Below are 24,307 nucleotides of genomic sequence, written 5' to 3'. Positions count from 1 at the left end.
ACTATATGCGACAAATTGTCTGTATTTCAACTTCGAATTACTACCCCCTCCCCACCAGCAAACAACACATCATGTCACGCTTGAGTGACGCCGAAATTTTATATTTCGACCCGCCTATAACACATATTGCGCGGTTCAAAGATAAATCGGCCAAGGAGCGACTCAAAGCATATAAAACCTCGACAAAAGTCCCCGAAGCAAAATCACCATTGACCGTATATGCCATGCCGCCCGTTCTGCCGTTTTTCAACAAATGGCGTTGGGTTAACCGCCGCAATCAGAAAAAATTAGCCAAATTCGTCAAGCAAAAAATGCGCCAACACGGCTTTGAAAATCCCATCCTTTGGGTCTATAACTACACTGCCGCCGACTTGATTCAACACATCCCCCACTCTGCTGTCATCTATCACTGTGTGGACAGGCACAGCGGCTACCCCAGCAAGCTGATGAATCCTGTGCTTGTCGATGACATGGATGCTGACTTGTGCAAACAAGCCGACCTTGTGCTCGTCACGGCCGCCGGCCTGCGCACCCGGCTCGCGCCGTTATGCCGCGACTTACGCCTTATGCCTAACGGCGTCGATTTCGACCGTTTCCACAGCACCGAACCTTTGCCTGTACCCGATGATATGGCGGCTATCCCTCGCCCTATTTTCGGATTCAGCGGCGCGATACAGGAGTGGATTGACATCGGCCTCATCGCCCATACCGCAAAGGCTCGACCCGATTGGAGTTTCGCCTTTGCGTCATGGACATTGCCCGGCGTGGACGACAGCGTGTTAAAAGGCTTGCCCAACATCCATATGCTCGGCCGCAAGCCGTTTGCCGACGTACCGCAGTATGTCAATGCTTTCGACGTCTGCTTACACCCTGGGCATGACAACGAACTATCCCGCGACGTCAGCCCACTTAAATTCTACGAATATCTCGCCACCGGCAAACCAATTGTATCGACACCGCAACCACAGCAAGTGCAGCAATATGCAGATATAATACACATTGCCATCACCCCCGATGAGTTCGTAACGGCGTGCGAAAATGCCTTGCAGGATGACGGCAAGGCTGAATTACGCGTTGATGCGGCACGTCAATGCTCATGGGCTTCACGAGTGGCAATGATAGAGGATATTTTAACGGCAAGTGGGTTATAGGCACATGTCCTCGTGTGCAAGCTTACTCCAAAGCAAATTCACGCCCACTTAAATGCCCAATCGCCTCAGTGTCTGCCGCCAAATTAAATTGCAACTTATAAGCACACAATGCTTGACTGCTGCCCCTATAGCTTGCTTTTCCATATTTTCCATCACCGACCAATGGGTGCCCGATGTGCGCCATTTGGGCGCGAATTTGGTGGGTTCTGCCTGTGAAAAGTTCGATTTCAATCGGCGTACCGCCGGAGGCAGCATCAAACGCACAGTTTTTTTTAAACTCTTGGCCCGACAAGACTCGATACCGCAAGATGGCTGTCTTCCCATTTTTGACGGGCTTGTCATAGATGTATACGCGCTTCTGCGTCGTGTCACGACGTAAGTAATGTTTCAACATACCCTCATGTGGCACAAGTTCTCCATGTACCAGTGCTAAATAAAATTTACGAATTTTCCGCGCGGCAAATGCCTCGTTGAGCACACGCAAGGCAGGCGCAGTTTTAGCGGCAATCAACAAGCCTGATGTATTTTTGTCCAGCCGATGACACAACGCAGGTGCAAACGCATTTTCTTCGTCGGGATTCCATGCGCCTGTCAAGCGGCAATGGGCTTGAATGTGCGCAATAAGTGTGTTGTTTGTAGCGTGATTATCAGCGTGGACAGATAAGCCGGCCGGCTTATTGACAACGATAATCTGTTCGTCTTCATAAACAATATCCAGTTCTGGCTGCTCAATAACAGGTTGTACAAGGTGACAGTTTCTTTTTAACTTGTCGTGCGCGACAAATAGACGCACACTGTCACCCGCCTGAATGCGCGTTGACGGTGGATTATGCTTTCCATTGTGGCGCACACGTTTTTCGCGAATCCAACGTTGAATCAGTGATGGCGGCAAGTGTGGATAGCACGCAGCGATAAAGCGGTCAAGACGGCGCCCCGCATCATTTTGTGTTGCATTGTGTTCAATCATGACATCATTATAGCAAAAATACATTGTCAACGTCAACCAGTCCCTCCGCATAGACTATTCGGGGGTGGTTGCATGTTTAGTATGGTCGAAGCGGCATTGTTTGCCTCTACGTTGTCTCTAGATGCCATGGCGGCAGGATTTGCTTACGGCGCGAATAAGACCAAGATTCCGATACATTCGGCGACAATTATCAATCTGATATGCAGCGGCATTCTGGCATTGTCGCTATTTTTCGGCATACTGTTGCGGCCATTTTTGCCGCAGAGGCTGACGGTGGGATTGGCGTTTACGTTGTTATTCAGCATCGGCATAGTTAAGTTGCTGGACGGCGTGATGAAATCAATCATCCGCAAATATAGCATTGATAAGAAAATCAGCGGTTCTCTATTTAATATCAATTTTGTGCTTCAACTCTATGCAAACCCGCAGGATGCTGATATTGATGCGTCGAAAAGCATTTCACCGACCGAAGCCGCAATATTGGCTGTTGCACTTTCGCTGGATGGCATGGCAGTTGGTTTCGGCGCAGCATTGGCAAACGTGAACGCCATCGCAGTGATTGCATGGTCATTGTTGAGCAACTTCGCTTTTTTGTTGCTGGGCTGTTATTTAGGCAGCAAAGTGGCACAGAAAAGCACTGTAAATGTATCATGGTTGAGTGGTGTAGTGTTGATAGTGCTGGCAATTTGGAGTGTCATGTAATTGAAATTATTATGTAATTGGGCGCGCAATGCGCGCCCCTGATCCCACTTTCAATACTTCACTCTCCACCCTCACTCAACAACCCCATCGCTATGCGATAAAACCATCCCGCCGCACCAGTATACCAACTCCATCCGCCGCGTCCGCGATGCTCGGGGTTATCGTATACATCAGCGGCAATAACGTATGGTTCTGCTTTATAAATTTTGCCATCATGGTTTGCCGGCAACAGCAGCTTTAGCAATTCCAGCGCTTTTTCACGTTGCCCGACAAGCGCAAATCCCATTGCCAACCACACTGCCGCATGCGTGTACTGTCCGCCGTTTTCGCGCACGCCCGGCAAATAGCCTTTGATATAGCCCGGCTCGTAATCGTCGGCATCAAACGGTGGCGTGAAGAGTTTGATATATTTCTTTTTTTCGTCAACCAGCCGCGCATATGCCGATTCTAAAGCTTGAACCTGCCGTTCGCGGTTACCGCGTGGATCTAGTGCCGCAAACGATTGAGCAATTGAGTCGATTTGACATACATCATCGGCATAGCTGCCAAGGGTGCGCCCGTTATCATAGTAGCCGCGCAGGTACCATTCACCATCCCACGCATTACGCGCCGATTGCCACAATCGTTCAGCCTCATCACGATATCGTGTGTGCGATTCATCACCAATGCGTTCACACAAATCGGCAAATCGCTCCAACGTATGCGCAGCAAACCATGTCAACCAAACACTTTCACCCAGCCCGCGCTCACCCACGCGATTCATGCCATCATTCCAGTCGCCGCCCAGCATAAGCAACAATCCGTGTTCGCCTACACCGCGATTCAGCACCATGTCAATGGCGCGCTTGCAATGGTCAAGCAAACTTTCACGTAAATTGCTCAATTGCGGCTTTTCATACCGTTCGTGTTCATGCTCTTCTAAAATCGGTGACGTAATATACGGAATTTGTTGTCTTAACAAATCTAAATCATCAGATTTACACACATATTTAGCCAAAACGTATGGCAGCCATAGCAAATCATCACTGCACCGTGTGCGCACCCCTGCATGAAACTCGCACCCATTGCGATTCGCTTCATGCCACCAATGTTGCACGTCACCCTCTTCGAACTGGTGCGCCGCTGCGCGAATAAGCTGATTGCGGGCGATAGACGGATCACTGTCAAGCAAGGCGCAACAATCTTGCAACTGGTCACGGTAACCGTATGCGCCGCCGCACTGATACATTGAAGTGCGCGCATAAATGCGGCAAACCAATGCTTGCTGCAATGCCCAACCATTGAGGTAACGGTCGAGTGCTTTATCGCCGGATTGCACCGTTTTGGGACATGTGAGGGCGGCAACATGTTGCTTCACATCAGCCAATGTTTCGACAGACAACTGCCAATTGCAATACTGTAATACTGTTTCCATACCGCCTTGATTTTGCGCTGCACTCAGGCAGAGTACAGCTTGAATATTGTTTTCCTGCCCTGTCAATTCTGCGGTAGCTTCGAGCGGGTTTTGTTCATTGCATTGTATGAATGGACTTGTGCAGGAAATTGTGATCTGTTGTGGAGAAAAATCTTTGTTATAATGGTTTTGTGCGACAATCACGCCGTTTTCATCACGTTCTACGATCACGTAACGTTCAAAGTCAGCTGTACTGCCCATGCGTAATTTCGCTTGATATTTTAGCATTGCTGTGTCCGCACCTTGGATATCCAACATAACAACACGTGCCATCGCCGAGCGTGGCACAAAGACGGTTGTTGTGACTGTTACAGTGTCTTTTGATTTCACGTATTTCGCGTAGCCCGTACCGTACTCCACGCGGCATTGCCAACCATCGTTTGCCGCGAATGGCGACATTGTTTGTCCGCCAAAGACAAGCTCAATTTGCTCTTCTTGCTGATGCGCCAATAAATCATTACGCCACGGCGTAATTTGATTTTCTCGTGCATTGCGTCGCCAGACGTGCCCAAAACCGTAATCGCACATAATTGCCCCAAATGCACGGTTGGCAAGTACATGGCTCAAACATTGCAACGGCAAGGTTTCCGTCGTATCGAAACTGATTACACCGTCATCGGGCACTTCCACCTTTGCCACATACGACGGTAGAGGTTCAAGCTTGTTTGCCCGTAGGCGGCGATCATTGTTGCTGATGGTTGCTTGCCGATTCGGCGACTCGTAGCTTCCCTCAACCTCCACTCTTGCAACGGCTTTCAACAACGTCAGCTCATCATCGCTCAATACACTGCGGTCGAATATATGCACACCGCCTTTGGTATCAATGCTGGATTCGACGTTGAGTTCCTTCAAAGCATTCAGCACATGGCCACGCATAGGGCGATGATAGTCGCTTCCGTCGCGTGTTAGCAAAATCAAATCATAACGCAGCCCGTTAAAACCAAGAAAACGATGCATTTTTAACATTTTTTGTATCTTTTCTTTCTCTTCACAAGCATGAAATAAAACAATCGGCAAGTCGCCTGATATGCCGAATTTCCACAAGTCTTTTTGCCCGAGACGATTGAGCCGGTTTGCCATGCGGTTGGGCCGTGCAAACAAAATATCAGCACCCAACTCGCACGCCATGACAGCATCGCCCTGCCCCATCGACAGCAAGCGCATTGCTCCATCGACACGTCCGCCGGTATACCCGTCATATTTCAATGCTCGCAACGCCGCTGCCTTTGCATCTTCGCGCCGTCCGGCATACGCCATCGACATGGTGACTGTCACGCGCCCGCCCGCCTTAACGGCAATCGGCACGCGCATTAACATACACGGGTCAAGCACCGACCCAACAGTGTTTTTTGGCAGCGACTGCACGGCGCGCTCTAATGCGTGAAAACCGCCTCGGCCAAGACTTTGTTCACGTGAAGTATCATAAGTGACATCCTCAGCATCACAAGAGACAGATAGATAACTCTTTTGCTTATCACCACGTGGTCGGCGGGCAAATGTCAATACATTGTCATCACACTGGCTCTGTAAAAAAAGTTTCGAGAACGCTGGATGTGAGTTAAATTCATTCTCAGGCGCAAGCATTGGTTCAAAATAGCAGACTAATTCGCCTGTTATATCCGCCTTGACGCCCTCGACTGTCACGGTATGCTGCTCGGCGTTCTCGTTGCCGGGCACTCTCACTGCCAGTGTTGTTTTCTCATCACCAAATTCACTATGCCACAAAGCACTGCCACCTTTGAACTGCCAAGTTCGTTTTATATCATCGTAATATGTCATGGCTGTCAAAGAAAATATCTTGTCGCCCAGCTTCAATCCCCAGAATATGCCGCCGGAGTGTCGCTGACCACAAGTTCTGAAAGCCTCTTTATTATATAGCTGAGTACTGCCACACGCCGCGCCGATAACACCGCCATCGGCCGCCATCAGCGTGTATGCGCCGTTAGACAGCAAGTGCAATCGCGGACATTTTTCATCCGCGCTGTCGCCTTCACGGTGAAATTCTTCCCCCTGCAAGCGTTGCGGTTTGTCCGGAACCTCAGGCGAGGCCGGCTTGACTGTCATACTACCACACGGCACTTTTTCTTCTAAAAGTTCGCTAAATGCACTCATCTCTTTCTCTTTCAAAAATCTTTTGATAAAAATTTCATCACACAGCAAATTGGCGATCGACAATAAGCTCATGCCTAAATGATGCGCCATGTAGCATTTTATCACTTCTCCATGTTCAGGTGATTGTTGCCTTGTCGGCGTGTAGTCGATGGCTTCAACTAAGCCATATTTCCCTTCATAGCCTTTGGCGCACATGATTTGCAAATTTTTCACAGCTGCACGAGGCTCAACTGCCAGTGCCATAAAGGCCGCATATGGCGCGATAACAACCTCCTTATCCAGTTCACGTTTGAATGCCAATTTTTGCACACCATGCGCCTTATACTGATAATTTAGCGCTGCGTCAAAAGCATAAAAACAACTTTCCGACACACCCCACGGCACGCCGTGTCGTGCCCCGTGACGCCGATGTGCACGCACGGCAAATCGACAGCTTTCATCGAGCAGCGAATTGTCGTAGCGTGGCAATAGCAGGTGCGGCATGAGGTATTCAAACATCGTACCCGTCCAAGACGCCATACCTCCGTAGCCATCCTGCCCTACCATCGCACGGCTCAATCGCCGCCAATGCTTACGGTCAACCTCGTTGCGTGCCACCGCAATATAGCTTGTCTGCCGCGCTTCGCTACACAACAGATCGTAACTGCCGTCAGATAATTTTCCATTATCGATATCATACCCGATGGCAAAGAGCCGTTTTTGTTTATCATACAACGGTCGCAAATCCATCGCATCTGCCAAGTCTTTTGCGCGGCGCGCCAATTTTATACCATATTCATCGTCATGTTCCAGTAAGCCCTGTTCCAGCGCGATTAAATAACCAATCATATTGCCCGAATCCACAGTCGAAACCAAGCATGGGTGCAGCGGTTTAAGCGTGCGTGTATCATACCAGTTGTAAATGTGACCGTTCCATTTTTCCAGTTGTTCAACAGTGGAAAGCATTTTGTCAATAAGATCTAAGGCCCGGTCACGGTTTGTCAGTTGTAGGTCAACAGCGGCAAGTGCACACAACAGCCCTAGCCCGATGTTCGTAGGCGACGTGCGCGGCGCCAACCCGACAGCCGGCTGTTCTTGAAAATTATCCGGTGGCAGATAATGATGCTCTTTCAGCAAATTTTCCTCAAAATACCTCCACATCAAAGAGGCTTGTTGCATTAGAAATTCTCGATCTTCCGCCACAAGCTCAATGTGACGTTTGCACGGTCGACTTATTATCCACGCTATCGTCGGCGCAAATACCAACATTAACGCGACACCAACTGAAAGCCACGATTGCGCCCATGCTATCAGTCCCGCACCCCACAGCCAATTCGCCCACAGCCGCACGTTTGTTTTTGCACATGTTGGTGTTCGTGCGGCATCGGCCTCAGCGGCTGTTGTCCATTGTAACAAATGTTTTTTGCTTATCGTCACGCGCCACAATGCTGTGGCAATAGCACTCAATGCCATCCATGCACGATACGGCAGCAGAGCCGCCATCAACAATGCCTTTGCTACATCAACTGCCGCGCCCAACTTTGCCGAACCAAATGTCTTCACACGTTTTGGACGCGATTGATGCCATAACGACGGAATTTTCGTTATAAACGGCGCAAACATCAATAATACCAACGCTCCCGCCGCTGTCCACGCCATAATTCCGTGCGTCACAACCACCAACGTCATCAACACTAATTGAAACAGACAATCAACGCTACGGCGCAAATTGTCAAAAATCTTCCAACGATTCAAAGCACTCAAAGGGTTTCCCTCGCGCCCCGAATGAGCTGGCACATGCCAGCATAACCACTTGGCAATCTGCCAATCGCCGCGAATCCAACGGTGCAATCGAGTAAACCAATTCAATGCCCGTGTCGGCACGCCGTCAATCAACTCCACATCACCCAGCAATCCCGCTCGCAAGTATGCCCCTTCAAGCAAGTCGTGCGACAGAATACGATTGTCAGGAAATCGTCCGTCTAAGCACATCAGTACAGCATCGATATCAAGTATACCTTTGCCGCTGAAGCTCCCTTGTCCATAGAAATCTTGGTACACATCGCCTGCCGCGCTGATATAGGGGTCAAAACCTCCCTGACCGCCAAACCATCGTGCAAAGACCGACTGGTTGGCCGCTTGCAAATCCACGCCAATGCGCGGCTGCAAAATACCATGACCGCTGACGACAATCCTCTTCTTAGGGTCGATAACTGGCGTATTCGCCGGGTGCATCATAGCACCCGCCATCAGCTTTGCCGCGCCGATTGATAGCCGTGTATCGCTGTCCAATGTGATGAGATAAGTGATATCCTGCATTGACGCCTTATCTCCATGAACGCTTAAATTCCACTCACTGCCCCGTAATAGGCGACACAACGCCATCAACGCCCCGCGTTTACGCTCATGACCCATCCATATACCGTTAGATTCAACACGCGGGCGTGTAAATAACGTAAACCGCCCGCCATATTTGCTGTTGAGTTTGTCGATTTCTTCTTTGGCAGATTGAATAATAAGTTCATCGATTTCGTCCGAAGGCTCATCGGTGTCTGCTAAGTCCAACAACAGCCCAAACACTAAATGCTCTCCCGCATCGCGGTTGGCAAGCATATACCTTTCCAACTGCCCCACGGCATGCGCTGCCTTATCAGAACTGCCACACAGCAGCGAAATAACGCACATCGTTCGTGCATCGCTTGGAATACCGTCCCTATACGCCAACTTTACCGTATGCGTCAGCGGTGTAATCCGCAGCACCAGCGCGTCCAGCCATTGCTTGCAGGCATCGAACAGCAGCGGCAAAAACAGCAACCCAAACCACCATGTGCGTGCCACAAACGCACCTAATATCGACAATCCGAGTGATGCAACAATCAGCGTCGAAAAATATAGCATTCCGTGTTGCTTAGATCGTTTTTGACAATCTTCACGTAAAAATAAAAAATTCCCTATATGCCCATCTGAAAGCACCGCTTCAGTGGCGATTTGTTCTTCGGTTTTACCTGTTCTCTTTGCCAACGCCGTTACACGCGCGCGATAATACGCCCGCGAATCTTCGTCCATAGCGGCGTACACGCCTGATTGGTCGCCCTGCAAGATTTTTTCGACAGTACTTTCTTGCTGCAAGATCTCTCGCAAATCGCTGGTCGAGATCCAACGTAAGGTTGTGATGATGTTTTGCATGGCCGTGTTTAGAGCAGTCGGCGTATTGCTATCATTGCCCCCTGCAACATCGGCCAGTCTTTCACAAACATCCGCCGCATACAAAATCAATGCCGTTTTCAACAATGGTACGGTCATCCACAACTCATCCTCGCTCAACGATGTATCAGCCTGTATGCCTTGTAAGAAAAACACCAAACACGCCGCGTCAAACACGCCCTTCTCAACAAGTAAGCGGCACAGCGATAACATACGCACATCGCGCTGCGAATCGGCGGGCAGTGCGGGCGCACGTTTTAAGGCGTCCAGCGCGTCGATGCCTTCACGGATGAGCAAATAACGGTTGTCCAGCAACCATTCATACGCGCCGTCTCGCAATCCAAGTTTTTTTACAGCCTCATGTACGCGATTTACCGTACGCATGGCACGCAACAACCTCCGCGCAGCACGTCGGCACTTTTGCTTGCCCAACACCTCATGATCGTGCATCCATTGCCGCGACTGGCTATACAGTTTTGGGTGAGCATCAGGATTTTTCATAGTATCCTCCAAAAAATTGCAGATAACCATGTTTTGCCCGTAAGACGTGGGAGTTATACAGAATCTTTACTCTGCCAAGACTAGCTTTTTGTCAACAAATCGTGTATACTGTAGCTTGGATGAAATTACGGAGGATATAATAAATGGGTAAAATCAACGGGCACACACGGGTTGGCGAGCTTGGCATTATTGCCATGCGTGGCAGTGAGGGATTAGCAAGAAAAGCGGAAAGCTGGATTTGTGAGTGGCGCAAAGGTGAATATTGGGGTGATGACTGTCCCGGCTTTTCGCTACCCGTAAAATTGGTGCGCTTCAGCACCGGCGAGGGCAAGGCATTACTCGACCATACCACACGCGGACATGACGTCTACATCATTTGCGATGTCTTCAACTACGGTGTGACGTACAAGATGTATGGCATGGATGTCCCGATGAGTCCCGATGACCATTATCAAGACCTCAAGCGTGTCATCGGCAGCATTGGCGGCAAAGCGCGGCGCATTACCGTGATAATGCCCATGCTGTACGAGGGACGACAAGACAATCGTACATACCGCGAATCTCTTGACTGCGCCATTGCGCTACAAGAGCTGACAGCAATGGGTGTCGACAATATCATCGCCTTTGACGCACACAATGCCCGCGTACAAAATGCCATTCCACTTAGTGGATTTGACAACGTGCGTCCAACGTATCAGATGATAAAGGCTCTCCTTAACACCGTTGATGACATTGAGCTGCACCGTGATAAATGCGTCGTCATCAGCCCCGACGAGGGTGGCATGACGCGCAGCATGTATTTCTCGTCGGCATTGAGTCTAAATCTCGGTATGTTTTACAAACGACGCGACTATTCTCGCATTGTCAACGGACGCAACCCCATCATCGCACACGAATTTTTGGGCAGCGATATCGCCGGCAAAGACGCACTAGTCATTGACGACATCATGGCCAGCGGCGACTCCATGCTGCAAGTCGCCGAAAAACTCAAAGCCGAGGGCGCACAGCGCGTCTTTATGTTCTCCACATTCGGGCAGTTTACCAGTGGATTTGACGCATTTGATAGGGCCTATCAAGACGGATTTCTCGACAAAGTTTTCACCACAAACCTCATCTACCAACGCCCCGAATTATTGGAAAAGCCATGGTATCGCAGTGTTGATATGAGCAAATTTATCGCTTATATTATCGATACGCTTAACGCCGATAATTCAATTAGTTCACTACTTGAACCAACGCAACGCATTGAGAAAATTTTGCGAGAACGACAGCCACAGTATTTTAAGTAAAGGAGCTTGCCCACATGGTCATGTTCTATTTCTCTGGCACAGGAAATTCAAAATACATTGCTGAGCTATTCTGCCAAAATATGGATGCCGTAGCGCATTCTATTGAAGAGACAGTTGACTTTGAATCACTGATAGGTGGAGAAGAGGTTATCGGATTTTGTTATCCGGTCTATATGTCAAGAGTGCCCAGAATCATGCGGGAATTTGTGGCGCAGAACATGGCAGCACTGGTCGACAAAAAAGTAATCATCTTCTGCACACAGTGGCTTCTTTCAGGTGATGGTGCACGTACGTTCACAACACTCTTTCCCAAAAGGCATATCCAAGTGATCTATGCCGAACATTTCCTTATGCCAAACAATGTCAGCAACATGTTCGTCCTACCAATGGACAGCGATAAACGCATTGAGAAGCGCATTGAAAAGGCTCAGCACAGAATACAAGCCGTGTGCCGCAATATTGAAAACGGCATCATTAGAAAGCGCGGCTTTAGTGCAGTCTCCCGTGTGCTAGGGTTATTCCAAGGTATATTTTTATCAATGGTAGAAAAACGGGCAAATAAATCTATCAAAGTGACTAGTGATTGTACTAAGTGTGGCATATGCGTTTCAATTTGTCCCATGGCTAACCTTGTTCTCAATAGCGACACAATCACACACACACATAATTGCACAATGTGTTATCGCTGCATTAACCAGTGCCCTCCCAAAGCAATCACTGTGGTCTTCCACGGGAAAGTGAAAAAACAGTATCAATTTTCGTAGAGAAATTTCATTTGTGGTGGTGAGAGAATGGATTTGATGCACAGAGCAATCAACTTCGAGGCAGACAAAGCGTATGTTTTAGAGCGGCATTGCCGCATTAACTACGATTGCGATTCTCCTTGGAAGCGAAAACTATCATATGAAGAATACCGTAAGGAATGGTTTAGCCTGCAAAATCAACTAAAAGGTTTTTCCGACGCACTTTTGGACAGCATGAAAGACAACCGGACAATCGCTGAGATCATTGAGACCGAGGACAAGCAGACCGTCGCGTATCTTTGGGTTCCATTTTTTGCGGATGAAGAGAGTGGCTTTTATTTCGCTGATATACAGGACATTTATGTGGAGGATGAGTTTCGTGGCATGGGAATTGCAACAAAGTTGCTGGAATATGCAGAAACAAAAGCAAAAAAGAACGGTGCAAAAGCCATCCGCTCCGGAACCGGGTGCGAAAATGGTAAGTCTATTGGCTTACATGAAACCCTTGGGTACTATCAGTATAGATATGAGTTTGAAAAGTTGTTATAATATCTGTTAATCAGTCGTGTGCAGGAGGAGTTCCCGTGACAATGAAAGTTAGCGATTATATAAACGACTTGTCTCAGCACACACTCTATATAAAACGCATGGAAGAGCTATTTCCCGTCACGCCACCTGCTGACAATGATTTCGACGAAAATGAAATGGCGGTCAGAACGCGCTACCCATCTGTTTTGGTTATGGAGGCAGTCAAATTATAATCATTATATAGGAGGCCCCCACGCATGAAAAATATCCTCGTCACCGGCGGTGCAGGCTACATCGGCAGCCATTGCGTAAAAATCCTGCAAGACCGCGGCTACACGCCCATCGCGCTCGACAACCTCGTCAAAGGACACAAGCAAGCCATCAGCAACGCAAAGTTGTACATCGGCGACATTGCCGACCGCGAGTTGGTCGCTAACATCCTGCGTGAGCATAGTATTGATGCCGTCATGCACTTCGCCGCCTATTCGCTTGTGGGCGAAAGCCAGTCCGAGCCATATAAGTATTATATGAACAACGTCACCGCGACTGCCAACTTATTGCAAGTCATGGTAGAGTGTGACGTAAAGCGCATTGTATTCAGCTCAACGGCAGCCACCTACGGCAGCCCCAAGGCATCCCACGTGACCGAAGACATGCCGCAAAATCCCATCAACACCTACGGCGAAACCAAGTTGGCAATGGAGCATATGATGACGGCGTTTGACCGCGCACACAGCTTGCGGTACACAGCGTTGCGTTATTTTAATGTTGCCGGCGCATATGAAACGGGCGAAATCGGCGAAGATCATACGCCGGAAACGCACTTGATTCCCAATGTCTTAGCCGTAGCCAATGGAAAGCGCGACAAAATCACCATTTTCGGTGATGATTACAACACGCCTGATGGCACGAATATTCGTGATTACCTTCATGTTGTCGACTTAATCGACGCACACATCAAAGCGTTGGAATATCTGTTGGCGGACAACCCGTCCGATTGCTTTAATCTCGGCAGCGGCGGCGGCTACTCAAACTTAGAAATCCTCAATGCCGCCCGCAAAGTTACAGGCCACGCCATCCCATCTGATTTCGGTCCACGACGCGACGGCGATCCCGATGTTTTGGTGGCAGCCAGCCAAAAGGCCGAAAGTGTATTGAACTGGCATAGGCAACATGAGAGCATTGAAGATATTATTGCTTCCGCATGGAAATGGCATAAGTCGCACCCTAACGGATACCAATAAATCATAGGGGTAAGTTTCCATGCCCGACTACAGGCGACCGCCTATACAAATGGAGGTGTTATCCATGTCTTATTGCCCCCACTGCAAAGTCGAATACCGCGAAGACTTCTCCAGCTGCGCCGATTGCAGCGCGGCACTAACATCAGAACCTCCTGCCTCGCCTAAACACACCCCAAAAAAGGTGCAGGCCGCCTATGCCGCGCCAACCTTTCTCTGTTCGGCAACACATGGCACTACGTCCGATATTTTGCTCGCCGCTCTACGTGGCAAAGGCATCCCGGCGCAAGCCAGGCATCGCGGGGCGGGCGAATTCCTCACCATATATATGGGCGCATCGGCGCAAGGCATGGATATTTTTGTACCATCTGACATGTTAGAACAAGCGCGTAACATTGCGGCAAATTTCTCGGACATTGTGCTAGACGATACTGATAACGAAAACTTTGCCGCCGACTTGCAACAAACCGCACGCGGCAAACGGCTCAAAAGCTGGATTCTATTGGCATTATTTGTTGGACTGCCGGGATTGTTGGTGCTTGTTTTGCACCTTCTATGGCAGTAAGAACAAGCGGGGCAATTGCCCCGCTTGTTTTATTCTATCTCAAGGCTGCACTATGTCTTACTTCTGACAATCTCAAAAAACCATTCAGGTGATTACCATCTAGAATAAGTGACATAGCATAAACGATTCCGTCAATATGCCCTTGTGCTCTTTTCGGTGCCCAAAGCATAAGGGCATACAATTCATTCATAACAGAATGGTCATAAAATCTACCCGGCGTGTCTCTGTGAAGCATCCAATAAGCCTGTCTAAATGCATTGAATTCCATAACCCCTGTCCAGTAAACAGGCTCACTACCGGTTTCTTGGTATTCAACAAACTGTTCAAGTGCAGAGGACACGCTTACGGTAGCCAACAACTCCATATCCTCTTGATTGTTTCTCTCATGAAGCCATAGTCCAAGAAACACAGCCGCTAAAACCGGCGCAGTAGCAGTTACGGCAGTGTGGCGCTTCTTTATCGTATCTTTACCCGCGCCCCGCTTCTTCCGCTTTCATAAATCGCGCAAACCATCTCCTGGGTTTTCAGCGCCTCGCGCCCACAAATGTCCGGTGTTTTGCCGGTGCGAATACAGTCATAGAAATTATCAATCTGCGTGACGTGACTGACACCCCAGTAGCTTTTGACATTGCCATAGTCAAAGCTCTTGCGCGGATCAGGTCCTGCGGATTCCTCGCTGCCGTCAATGTACTCAATTTTCGCTTGATCGCCGAGAATTGTCGCTATACCATTTTCGCAATGCAACTCAATTCGAATCGGCGCATCATATGAGTGGTAGTTGATGGTAAAAAACGCCAATGCAACACCATTTTGAAAATTGATCACGCCCTCGGCCGAGTCTTCGACTTCAATAAAGTGGTGGTTGCGGTTGCTAGTATGCGCGCTCACTGATACCACAGGACTGTCAATCAGCCAACGACAGAGGTCAAGCGTATGGATTGCCTGGTCAATGACCACGCCACCACCCTCTTTGTCCCACGTGCCTTTCCAGTCACTACGACTATAATACTCATCACTCCTATCCCACGTGACGCTGCACTTTACACCCTTAATGCCGCCTAAACGACCGCTGTCGAGTGCGCGTTTGACAAGCTGTGACGCAGGATTGTAATGGTTTTGAAAAATTACACCCAACGTCTTGCCTGCCTTGTCTGCCGCACCAATCATCGCCTTTGCGTCGTCGAGTGTGATGCTCATCGGCTTTTCTGTCAACACATGTAAGCCTTTCTCAAACGCTTTGATAGCCATCGGCGCATGCAGATAATGCGGCGTACAAATGTGCAATATATCAAGCTGTTCGGTTGCCAACATTTCGTCAAAATCAGTGTATGCCTTGACATTAAATTCTTTATTGCGCCAGTTGACTACATCAAGCTTATTGTCGCAAATGGCGACCAGCTCCACCCCCTCCATGTTGGCCACAGGGTAAGCATGCATAGGGAATACGTTGCCGCACCCGACAACGGCAGCTTTCAGCGGCGTGTCACCGCGCATATTATGGTTAGACATAGTCATCACCTCATAGCAATGTATTTTTTAGACTCACGCTAGTATACGAAGTTTTTCCATAATTGTCAACCATTATTTTGCGACAAGATGGTACGAATTTCATCCACTGTATACCGCCCACTCAACACACGGCATAAATCGCGTGACGACATGCGTTGCGGCAGGCGCAACACACGCTGCAGACCTTGACGACGTGCTTTGGCGTTTGGGTGACCATTGAGTCCTAAATCGTATAAATCAGCTGTTGTGATGAGTGTAGGGACGGTCGCCCCTACAAATGCTCCTGCGCGTTCCAATACCGCCAAAATCACATCAGGTGGCATACCCTCCACGCCAAGTTTACCCTCTTTAGACCGAATAGCTTTACGCCGCTCTTTGCCTGCGATATCCGGAATAAATGCCACTTTAACATTTTTAGCCAACCCTTTCAAATGCCCACGGATAACTTGCCCCGCACTATCACTATCGGTGAGAATAATGAGCCCTCGCTCCTCGGCAAGTGCTTTGAGCTCGCGGCGTTTCTGCTCGTCATTAAAGATCGCAAATCCGCCCGTTTCAATGACCAGCGCGTCAACCGCACACAATACAGCCTGTTTATCATACCGTCCCTCAACGACGATCACTTCGGCAATTTTAGGCTTACTCATGTTTATTCATTGCCAATTCTGCCAGCAATAACGGCAGCGCATCTTGCTTATCAACACTTGATGTTTTAAGTTTCTTGTCATATTCGCATGCCATTATCATAGCTTGTCGACACCACTCCAGCGACAGACGACGTGCAGCGTCAAGCAACTTCTTTGCAGGATATTCATTGCGATAGCCCATCATGTCCATAACGACGCGACTCCCCTGCCCCGCATTCATCGCTAACTTGGCCGCATAAAGTCCGCGCAACTGCTTACCCAACAATCCCAGCAGCATAATCGGCTCTTCGCGGGCCTGCAATAAGTCATTGAGCGTCGCGGCAGCCCTATCATAACGCCCGTCAGTTAACTCATTGGTCAACGCAAAGACGACGGTTTCGACAACCGGCAACGCCACAGCATCAATATCCAATTTGGAAATAATAGCATTATCAGAAAAACTGGTAATTTTATCCACTTCTTGCGCCAAGTTGCCCATCAGTGTACCGCACTGAAACAACAAGTAGTTCGCCTCGCTGTTGGCAATCTGCTTGCCATACGTCCCAAACCGCCGTACAATCCACGGCACCAAATCTGCCTCTTTTTGCCGCTCAAACTCGACAACATTAGCGATTTGAATGATATTTTTATAGCTTTTTGTGCGCTTATCCGGCTTATAATCAGGCGACGTACAGGTAAACAGCAATGTCACATCCTCGGGGATGGCCAGCGTTTCTAACGCTTCTTTGAGATTAGCCGGCGGCTTTGAGAAATCTAAGTCTTTGACAATGACAAGCTTATGCTTATGCAGCATTGAAATGCTTTCAACAGCATCGAGCAGCTCATCCATCGTCAGCCCCCTACCTCGCAATATTGTCAATTCGCTGTCGTCATCGCCGTAAACTGCCGCAATCAATTGCCGCGTATAATATTCACGCAAATAGCTTTCCTCACCAAAAAAGACATAGCACGCCGCCGGCTTTTCTTCTTTTAATTGTGTTTTTAGCTCTTTTAGTGCCATAAATCTCAATTCCCCGTTACTCTAATGACAAGATTACCCATTTCATCGGTACGATAAGCATTCACGCCATGATTATACAACCGCTCCAAGACATCGGGATGCGGGTGTCCAAAGTGGTTGCGCCCCACACTGATGATGCTCGCCTGCGGGTTAGTTGCTTGCAATAGCGGGTTACCAGTCGAATGCCGCGAACCATGATGTCCGGCCACCAGCACCTCAACCGTTGAAAGCCCGTAGTAGCCGGCAATGCGGCGCTCGGTCAAAACATTCATATCACCTGTGACCAACATGGCAAAGCCGCCAACTTCAATCACGACTGTCAAGCCGGTCTCATTTGTGCCTTCCTGCGAGCCTGCAACCGATGGGAGCACAGTGACTATCGCTGCGCCCACCGCAAGATATGTTGTTTCAGCAACGCTGCGCGCTGTCGTCGCCAAAGCGTGCGCCCATGCGGCGGCAACGTGGTCAACGGGCGGATATAGCGTCTGCCACACAGGAATACGCCCAACGAGATTCTCTAAACCGTTGACATGGTCAGCATGACCATGTGTAATTACAGCGTAATCAACTACCACACTGCCCTTGTTGCGCAATGTCTGCACCGTACGCTCAGCGGCATTGGCATTAAGACTACCGCAGTCGATGAGTAGCGTCACGTCGCCGCTTTGCACAATTATCGCCTGCCCTTGCCCAACATTGACAACAGTGATGACAGCTTCCCAACGCTGCCCGTCCAACGAGCTGAATCCATAACTCACTGCCAGCATGCAAAGAATGCACGCCACACCAACGGCTACCACTTTGCGCGCGTGCCGCGACAACGCAATGACCCCAACAACGGCAATGGCCGCAAATGTCCAAAGCACGGCATAAAAATCACTAACACGTACAACAATGTACGGCAGAGACGACAATGTATTGGCAACCAGCCAAAACCATTGCGACAGCATCCACATAACCCAGCCCACTGACACGCCCAACGGCGCCCATATCATCGTCAGCCCGGCAAACAGCGGCGTGAGCAAGAATATCGCCACAACCGCCCATAGTACCGCAAACGTTGCCAGTGGTGCCAATAACGACATCACCCCAAAATTATAAAGCAGCAACGGTGCCGAAAACTGCATAGCGGCAAGGCTGGTTGCCACGCCGGCGACAAAGGCACGGCGCAGACGGGTTAATAGTTTTCGCTCAGTGTTGGGCAGTACTTTGTCAATACCCTGTTTAAATCGCTCGGCAAACAACACAATACCTAGCGTCGCCGCAAACGACAAATGCAACCCAATGTCACCTGCTGAAAATGGATTGACGGCAAGCAATATTGCCAATGCCATCGCCAAATTTGTCAATGTATCGTGCGGCCGCCCCCGCCAGTAAGCAACTAACATAATGGCTTGCATAATTGCTGCCCGCACTGCCGATGCAGGGAATCCTGCCAGCGCCACAAAACCGAACATGATCAGCAACGACGGCACAAATGCCCACCGCCGGTTGCCGAACAGCAACAACACAAAGCCCATCAGAAACGCCACATGCATACCACTGACCGCCGTAACATGCATAAGTCCGCTCTCACGCAGATTGTCGCGCTGTGACGGCGTTATCTCCGAGCGATCGCCAAGGAATATGCTGGCCGCCAAGGCAGACGACGCTTGCGGTTGGCGCTCTTGCAATGTTTGCGAAATGGTGTGCGAAAAACGGTTGATGCCGTGCAACAGCGACACATTTCCTCGCCGCTCAATGATCACTTCGCCACGCTGCAACGCTGAAATGACGACACCATGCCGCCGAAACCCAACAAGTGGGTCGTCACCGTCCGGCTCAGGCACGCGGAGTAGAGCTGTAAAGTGTAAAATGTCGCCTGCCCGTAAGCTATAAAGGTCAATGTCCTCGTCAGCCGTAACATACAGCATAGCTTGCCGCCCGTGCGTGGTAGCACGGATACGCGTCATAAAGCCATGTCCTTCGATTGGCGGCTCTTGCACCACAGCAGTGATAGGCATGATTTTTTCATGCAGCTCGCGCACACCGCCCACACGCCACTCAATCCAACCCAACCGCCACAGGAATCCCATTGCCATACCAATTGCTAACAGCAGTGGCAGTGCACGCACAGGCAAGCGCTTAAACAATGTCACGACAAGCGCAACGCAAAACATAACTATCGCCGCCGGCCACAACCAACGCATAGGCAAGATATAATGCGCAATAAACATCGCGGCAGAAAAGCCCACCGCAAGGGCTGCCAACGGACGATTTGCCGATTTCATACGCTAAAAAGACTGCGGCGTTTCGCGCCCGCCCAATAAGTGGAAGTGCAAATGAAACACCGTCTGCCCTGCCTTTTCGCCGACGTTGCTAACAATACGATAGTCCTCAAGGCCTAAATCCCGTGCTGTGAAAGCCATTTTTTCCAATATCCGTCCAATCAACGGCGCGTTTTCGGGCGTGATATCAGCGGCAGATGCGACATGTATTTTCGGAATAAACAGCACATGCACCGGTGCCTGCGGTGCAATGTCGTGAAACGCAAGCATTTCGCCATCTTCGTAAACCTTGTGGGACGGAATGTCGCCGTCGATGATTTTGCAGAAAATGCAGTCTAACATAAAAGTGCCTCCGTTTTGTTGGGGTTGGTGTAATGCTTATACTGCGGTATCATTCCCCACTACTTAAACCCAAGTTCCACCAGTTTTATATAATGCGGTATGTCGCTAATTTGGGGCAAGCAATGAAACATTGCACGACAACACGAACAACGCCAATGCGTGTTGCCCTCGAATAGATAATCATTCCCGATGTCGCATTTCGCACGATAACCGCACCCATTATCGCTGCCTCGAAAAATCGCCTTGACCGTGTCGGGACATTGTTCTAAATACGTCAAGCATTTTTCCGCATTTCTAATACGCAAACACAGTATGAGAACTTTATCGTTGTTGTCCATTTCCGAAAACAGTAATGCTAATGAGCTGGCGTACGCTTGCCTCGCAGTTTCTTTATCAAGCCGTTCCAGCTTAAAATGATATGCACCTTTCGACCTCATTACGCTCTCTTTGTCGTAGTATGAATATCCGTGCCTTTCGTGGGCGAAAAAGCCGCTTTCTCTCAACGCTTTATCGAATGTATATGCAAAATCTCTTTCCGATTGAGTATTTAGTCGGTCGGCAAACACGGTCATTCCCTTATCGTAAGTAACGACGTCCACACTTTCGTCTAGCAGCCTAAAATAGCATGAATTGAAGTTGTTTCTCTTTCCGTGCCTATATGCTTTGTCTGCCATATATTTTAAGACAGTAATAATATTGGGGTTATCGGGATAGCATATTTCTATCGAGTGTGCCGATTTAGGAATTTTATAGCCATTCAAGCCCTCGAAAACAAACCCGTAATCATGCAAGCGTTCAATAAGTGCGGGAATATTTTTAAGTTTTGAACTTGCATTGTGTTCTGTTAAGTTCAACTCATTGAATTTCTCGACATTAGCGGTTAGTGTCTGACTTTCAACAACACCCGAAACAAACAGCAAGTATAGCAACGAAATGGGGCGATATATTGTCGCTCCATACATTTTGACATTTGCCGGTATGCCAAATTCCTGCTGTTTGGCAGAAATATCTTCATAGATGTGGTTGAATATATCCCAAATCTGCCTAAACGCAATTTCAAACTCCTCTTTTCGGATATGTTTCAAGAAGTCGCTATGTATTTCAAAGCAATCGGGGATATTAACAAGACGCTCATGGGTATTCTTTTGCATAATAGTTATACCCTTTCGACTAATATAAATTTCGCTATTGATTTGCCGTTAGCGTAGCCGATTGTGCTTATCAGGTGCAGTGAAATCTGTTTGTTTCAACCAGTAACATAGCATCATTTCCATTATATATGGCATTAGCATAACAATTTTCTATAAACGCTAACTGCTGTTTTATTATAGTAACAGATTCATCTGATAAGTTTACACACGCAATCCCACAACCCGGCACGCCGGGATTTATTTCGCACCCACTCCAAGTCATGTTTTTTTGCCAGACATCAAAACTCCAAATTTCTATCTTGTGTTCATTTGCCAAGGTTCGAAATTGCGCTAAAATTTCCTGTTGACCAACAATGCTTTCATATCCATACCATAACAAAATCTTTGATTTTGAGATGATAGCCTTTGTAAATATATCGAAAAAATTATAACCTTTTTCATTTTTGTCAAAAGGACAATAAGGGTCAAAAAATATGAAGTCATTGCAGTCAATTACATAATCGTTATTTAAAAAGGCATTGATTGAATCACCGCAAATGGTCTTTACATGATTTTGCAATTCTTTATATTGAGCAAATATTTTAACATCATTTAGTGCTTCTTGCTCTAAATCGTGAAAAAAGTAATTTGCTTTATTGGAGAGGGTTTCCATTGCTAAACCGGGCGAACCAGTATAACGCAGATTGCCCATCCCATTTGCTTTTAATATCTTGCAGTATTCACTGTTTACAAACACATCATCGCGAGAAGATTGCAACACTTTCAAAATGCCATATTCCGTCTTGGGATTTCTTGAAATAGTATATCCCGAATAGGCAGAGTTTGACTCATGATATTTTACAGGCTTTTCTATTTTAAGTATTTCGCATAGTGGCATATGCTTCCACACATCGCCCACTTCTCCAGCATGCTTATACGGCATAATTGCTCCTTACTTGTTCCGAAAATATAAAAACTATCTATTAAAGGTTCAACCCCGCACACCCGTTGCAAATTCAAGGTTTCAAGGCATGACAGACAGCAAAAACCTAGCCAAAAACGAACCCATTAGGAGCGTACTAGCTACAAGCCCGCGCTCCCGCTAGTGACACACTAGCTACACACGCCGTCGACTTTCGCGACAGCGAAACGTCAGAGGCAAACCATAATATTTCTCAGTTTCAAAGGCTATAAATGCGCTCGATTGTTTTCAATCGGGCGTTTTTTGTTGCCCACAGCCCCATCAAGAGAGGTGATTATTACAACATGATTACAATTGCGCGAAAAGCGCGGTTTCCGTTCCACTGCAACCTGTGTTGATTATAGCACAACACCCGCAATAAGACAATAGCCCAATCAATGCGCCGAATAGGGCGCGATTTTATTTTTATACATGACGACGCTGTGCGAAAAGTGTCTTCCGCCTAGCGTCGCCATAATTTATTTTTACCGGAGGAACCACACATGGCTAAAAAGCCTAAGAAGAAAGCCCCGCAAGCAACACCCGCCCCAAAGTCAACGCAAGGCGTAAAACCTATGCCACCCGTCACTGCGCCGCAATCGCCGGAGGTTACGCCACCAAGCAAGCCGAACAACCCCGCGCCAACTGCCCCCAAAGAGCCGATTGTGCCAACATCAAACGCACCCAAAGATGAAAAGCCACCAACAGAGGCAAAGACAGACAAAAAAACCGCGTCCGCCCCCGCCAAGTCTGATACCCCCGAAAAAACTACACCCACTAAACCGCCAACAGCAGCGGAAAAATCTCCGATAACAACGCCCGTACCGCCCGAAGCAGACAAACCCGAAAAAACGAATGCCGCCCAAGTACCCTCAACGAATACCAAACCATCAGACAAGTCCAAAGAGGAAAACTCCGCAGACAGTCCCGCCAAACCAAACATTGAGGCAGCTACCCCCGCTATCCCCCCAAACATCACACCCACAGCAAAAGTCATCCCACAAAAGCCGGAAAAAATTGTACTCGTAGAGCGTTCAAAAATTCGCCCGTTCAAGAACCACCCGTACAAAGTGGGCGATAACGCCGAAATGCAAGCATTGACCGAAAGCGTCAAAATCCACGGCATCACGCAAGCTGTCACGCTCCGACCACTCAAAGACGACCCCGACGGGTTCGAATTTGAAATGGTGTCGGGACACCGCCGTGACCACGCTGCCGGAAATGCCGAAATAGCAAAAATTCCTGCCGTTATCCGTGACTTGACAGATGACCAAGCCATCCAGCAAATGGTCGAGGACAACCAAACTCAACGGGAAAATATCCTAGTTTCAGAAAAAGCCCAAGCCCTTAAAATGCAACGTGACGCTATCAAGCGGCAAGGTGCGCGGGACGGCACGGGCGAACGCGCAGACGCTATTGTCGGTGAGCGAAATACTATGTCGGGCAAACAAGTTCAGCGATATATCAAGCTAACCGAACTCGTGCCGGAACTGATGGAATTGGTTGATGCCAAAAAAATGGGATTTACCACGGCGGTAGAGTTAGCGCATATTAAGGACAAAGGCCACCAGCGTTATATCGCCGAGAACATTAACAGTCTCGGCTCAGCACCGTCACTGGCGCAAGCACAGCGTATGCGCGAAATGAGCGACAAAGATACTTTCAACCCCGATGTCATTGACGGCATTATGATGGAACAAAAGAAAAAGGAGAACGATAACGTGATTTTATCAAACAAAGAACTGGCAGAATTTTTCCCGAAAGGCACTACCCCCGCCCAAATGCGAGAGCAGATTATGAAAATGTTGGCGGTGACAGCGAAAAACAACCAAAAACTTACGCAAGCAAAGTTGCCCGTCGGCGATAATCGTTGACTTTAACTTCGGGACATTTTGCTATGCTACCCTCGGTTTAGACAGATGAAAAAGTGAGTCTACAAACAGAGAGGAGCATAGCAATGCAGAACAAGAAGTCAATACCCCCGGAGCAAAAACTGGCGGCAGTGCAGGAATATTT

The 24,307-nt window shown here is 48.5% G+C and carries 19 protein-coding genes; 9 read left to right on the top strand and 10 right to left on the bottom strand.

Features of this window, described 5'->3' with window-relative positions:
* The first annotated feature begins 5 nt into the window (after positions 1-5).
* Positions 6-1,151 (top strand): glycosyltransferase, encoded by a 1,146-nt coding sequence (locus FWE06_06490; protein ID MCL2546827.1) that lies wholly within the window; start codon positions 6-8, stop codon positions 1,149-1,151.
* A 22-nt stretch (positions 1,152-1,173) separates the two neighbouring features.
* On the opposite strand, the gene FWE06_06485 is transcribed toward FWE06_06490, so the two are convergent.
* Positions 1,174-2,154 carry an RluA family pseudouridine synthase gene (locus tag FWE06_06485; GenBank protein ID MCL2546826.1) on the bottom strand — a complete coding sequence of 327 codons (981 nt, stop codon included), beginning with the start codon at positions 2,152-2,154 and terminating at the stop codon, positions 1,174-1,176.
* Positions 2,155-2,190: 36 nt separating this feature from the next.
* Between FWE06_06485 and ytaF the strand changes: the two genes are divergently transcribed.
* Complete coding sequence (gene ytaF, locus FWE06_06480; protein ID MCL2546825.1) at positions 2,191-2,820, top strand: sporulation membrane protein YtaF; 630 nt, start codon at positions 2,191-2,193, stop codon at positions 2,818-2,820.
* A gap of 58 nt (positions 2,821-2,878) precedes the next feature.
* On the opposite strand, the gene FWE06_06475 is transcribed toward ytaF, so the two are convergent.
* Complete coding sequence (locus tag FWE06_06475) at positions 2,879-10,069, bottom strand: hypothetical protein (GenBank protein ID MCL2546824.1); 7,191 nt, start codon at positions 10,067-10,069, stop codon at positions 2,879-2,881.
* 143 nt (positions 10,070-10,212) lie between these two features.
* On the opposite strand from FWE06_06475, the gene FWE06_06470 reads away from it, so the two are divergent.
* The 6 genes from FWE06_06470 (at position 10,213) to FWE06_06445 (ending at position 14,435) form a co-directional block, all read left to right on the top strand.
* Positions 10,213-11,358 (top strand): ribose-phosphate pyrophosphokinase, encoded by a 1,146-nt coding sequence (locus FWE06_06470; protein ID MCL2546823.1) that lies wholly within the window; start codon positions 10,213-10,215, stop codon positions 11,356-11,358.
* A gap of 14 nt (positions 11,359-11,372) precedes the next feature.
* Positions 11,373-12,122, top strand: a complete 750-nt coding sequence (locus FWE06_06465) for an EFR1 family ferrodoxin (protein ID MCL2546822.1) — start codon at positions 11,373-11,375, stop codon at positions 12,120-12,122.
* 27 nt (positions 12,123-12,149) lie between these two features.
* The gene (locus FWE06_06460; protein MCL2546821.1) at positions 12,150-12,650 is read left to right on the top strand and encodes a GNAT family N-acetyltransferase; all 501 of its coding nucleotides are present in this window, start codon (positions 12,150-12,152) and stop codon (positions 12,648-12,650) included.
* A gap of 35 nt (positions 12,651-12,685) precedes the next feature.
* The gene (locus tag FWE06_06455; GenBank protein MCL2546820.1) at positions 12,686-12,862 is read left to right on the top strand and encodes a hypothetical protein; all 177 of its coding nucleotides are present in this window, start codon (positions 12,686-12,688) and stop codon (positions 12,860-12,862) included.
* Between the two features lie 24 nt (positions 12,863-12,886).
* Positions 12,887-13,873, top strand: coding sequence for a UDP-glucose 4-epimerase GalE (galE, locus tag FWE06_06450; GenBank protein MCL2546819.1), 987 nt, complete (start codon positions 12,887-12,889; stop codon positions 13,871-13,873).
* 64 nt (positions 13,874-13,937) lie between these two features.
* Positions 13,938-14,435, top strand: coding sequence for a hypothetical protein (locus FWE06_06445; protein ID MCL2546818.1), 498 nt, complete (start codon positions 13,938-13,940; stop codon positions 14,433-14,435).
* A 34-nt stretch (positions 14,436-14,469) separates the two neighbouring features.
* On the opposite strand, the gene FWE06_06440 is transcribed toward FWE06_06445, so the two are convergent.
* The 8 genes from FWE06_06440 to FWE06_06405 all read right to left on the bottom strand — a co-directional run bounded on the left by FWE06_06440 (position 14,470) and on the right by FWE06_06405 (position 22,273).
* Positions 14,470-14,799, bottom strand: a complete 330-nt coding sequence (locus tag FWE06_06440; GenBank protein ID MCL2546817.1) for a hypothetical protein — start codon at positions 14,797-14,799, stop codon at positions 14,470-14,472.
* A gap of 92 nt (positions 14,800-14,891) precedes the next feature.
* Positions 14,892-15,944 carry a Gfo/Idh/MocA family oxidoreductase gene (locus FWE06_06435; GenBank protein MCL2546816.1) on the bottom strand — a complete coding sequence of 351 codons (1,053 nt, stop codon included), beginning with the start codon at positions 15,942-15,944 and terminating at the stop codon, positions 14,892-14,894.
* A 65-nt stretch (positions 15,945-16,009) separates the two neighbouring features.
* The gene (locus FWE06_06430) at positions 16,010-16,591 is read right to left on the bottom strand and encodes a DUF4093 domain-containing protein (GenBank protein MCL2546815.1); all 582 of its coding nucleotides are present in this window, start codon (positions 16,589-16,591) and stop codon (positions 16,010-16,012) included.
* Positions 16,584-17,591: a DNA polymerase III subunit delta gene (gene holA, locus FWE06_06425; GenBank protein ID MCL2546814.1), complete on the bottom strand. Its 1,008-nt coding sequence runs from the start codon at positions 17,589-17,591 to the stop codon at positions 16,584-16,586. The genes FWE06_06430 and holA overlap by 8 nt, the downstream gene beginning before the upstream one ends.
* Positions 17,592-17,596: 5 nt before the next feature.
* A complete protein-coding gene (locus FWE06_06420) occupies positions 17,597-19,861 on the bottom strand; it encodes a ComEC/Rec2 family competence protein (GenBank protein ID MCL2546813.1) in 2,265 nt (754 codons plus the stop codon).
* A gap of 3 nt (positions 19,862-19,864) precedes the next feature.
* Positions 19,865-20,200 carry a histidine triad nucleotide-binding protein gene (locus FWE06_06415; GenBank protein MCL2546812.1) on the bottom strand — a complete coding sequence of 112 codons (336 nt, stop codon included), beginning with the start codon at positions 20,198-20,200 and terminating at the stop codon, positions 19,865-19,867.
* A 59-nt stretch (positions 20,201-20,259) separates the two neighbouring features.
* A complete protein-coding gene (locus FWE06_06410) occupies positions 20,260-21,351 on the bottom strand; it encodes a hypothetical protein (GenBank protein ID MCL2546811.1) in 1,092 nt (363 codons plus the stop codon).
* Positions 21,352-21,421: 70 nt separating this feature from the next.
* Positions 21,422-22,273 (bottom strand): hypothetical protein, encoded by an 852-nt coding sequence (locus tag FWE06_06405; GenBank protein MCL2546810.1) that lies wholly within the window; start codon positions 22,271-22,273, stop codon positions 21,422-21,424.
* A gap of 521 nt (positions 22,274-22,794) precedes the next feature.
* On the opposite strand from FWE06_06405, the gene FWE06_06400 reads away from it, so the two are divergent.
* Positions 22,795-24,165 carry a ParB N-terminal domain-containing protein gene (locus FWE06_06400; protein MCL2546809.1) on the top strand — a complete coding sequence of 457 codons (1,371 nt, stop codon included), beginning with the start codon at positions 22,795-22,797 and terminating at the stop codon, positions 24,163-24,165.
* Positions 24,166-24,307 lie beyond the last annotated feature (142 nt).

This window comes from Oscillospiraceae bacterium (assembly GCA_009780275.1).
In the GTDB taxonomy this organism is placed as follows: domain Bacteria; phylum Bacillota; class Clostridia; order Oscillospirales; family UBA929; genus WRAI01.
Note: the sequence above shows the minus strand (reverse complement) of the source record. Positions and strands in the feature narration are given on the sequence as shown.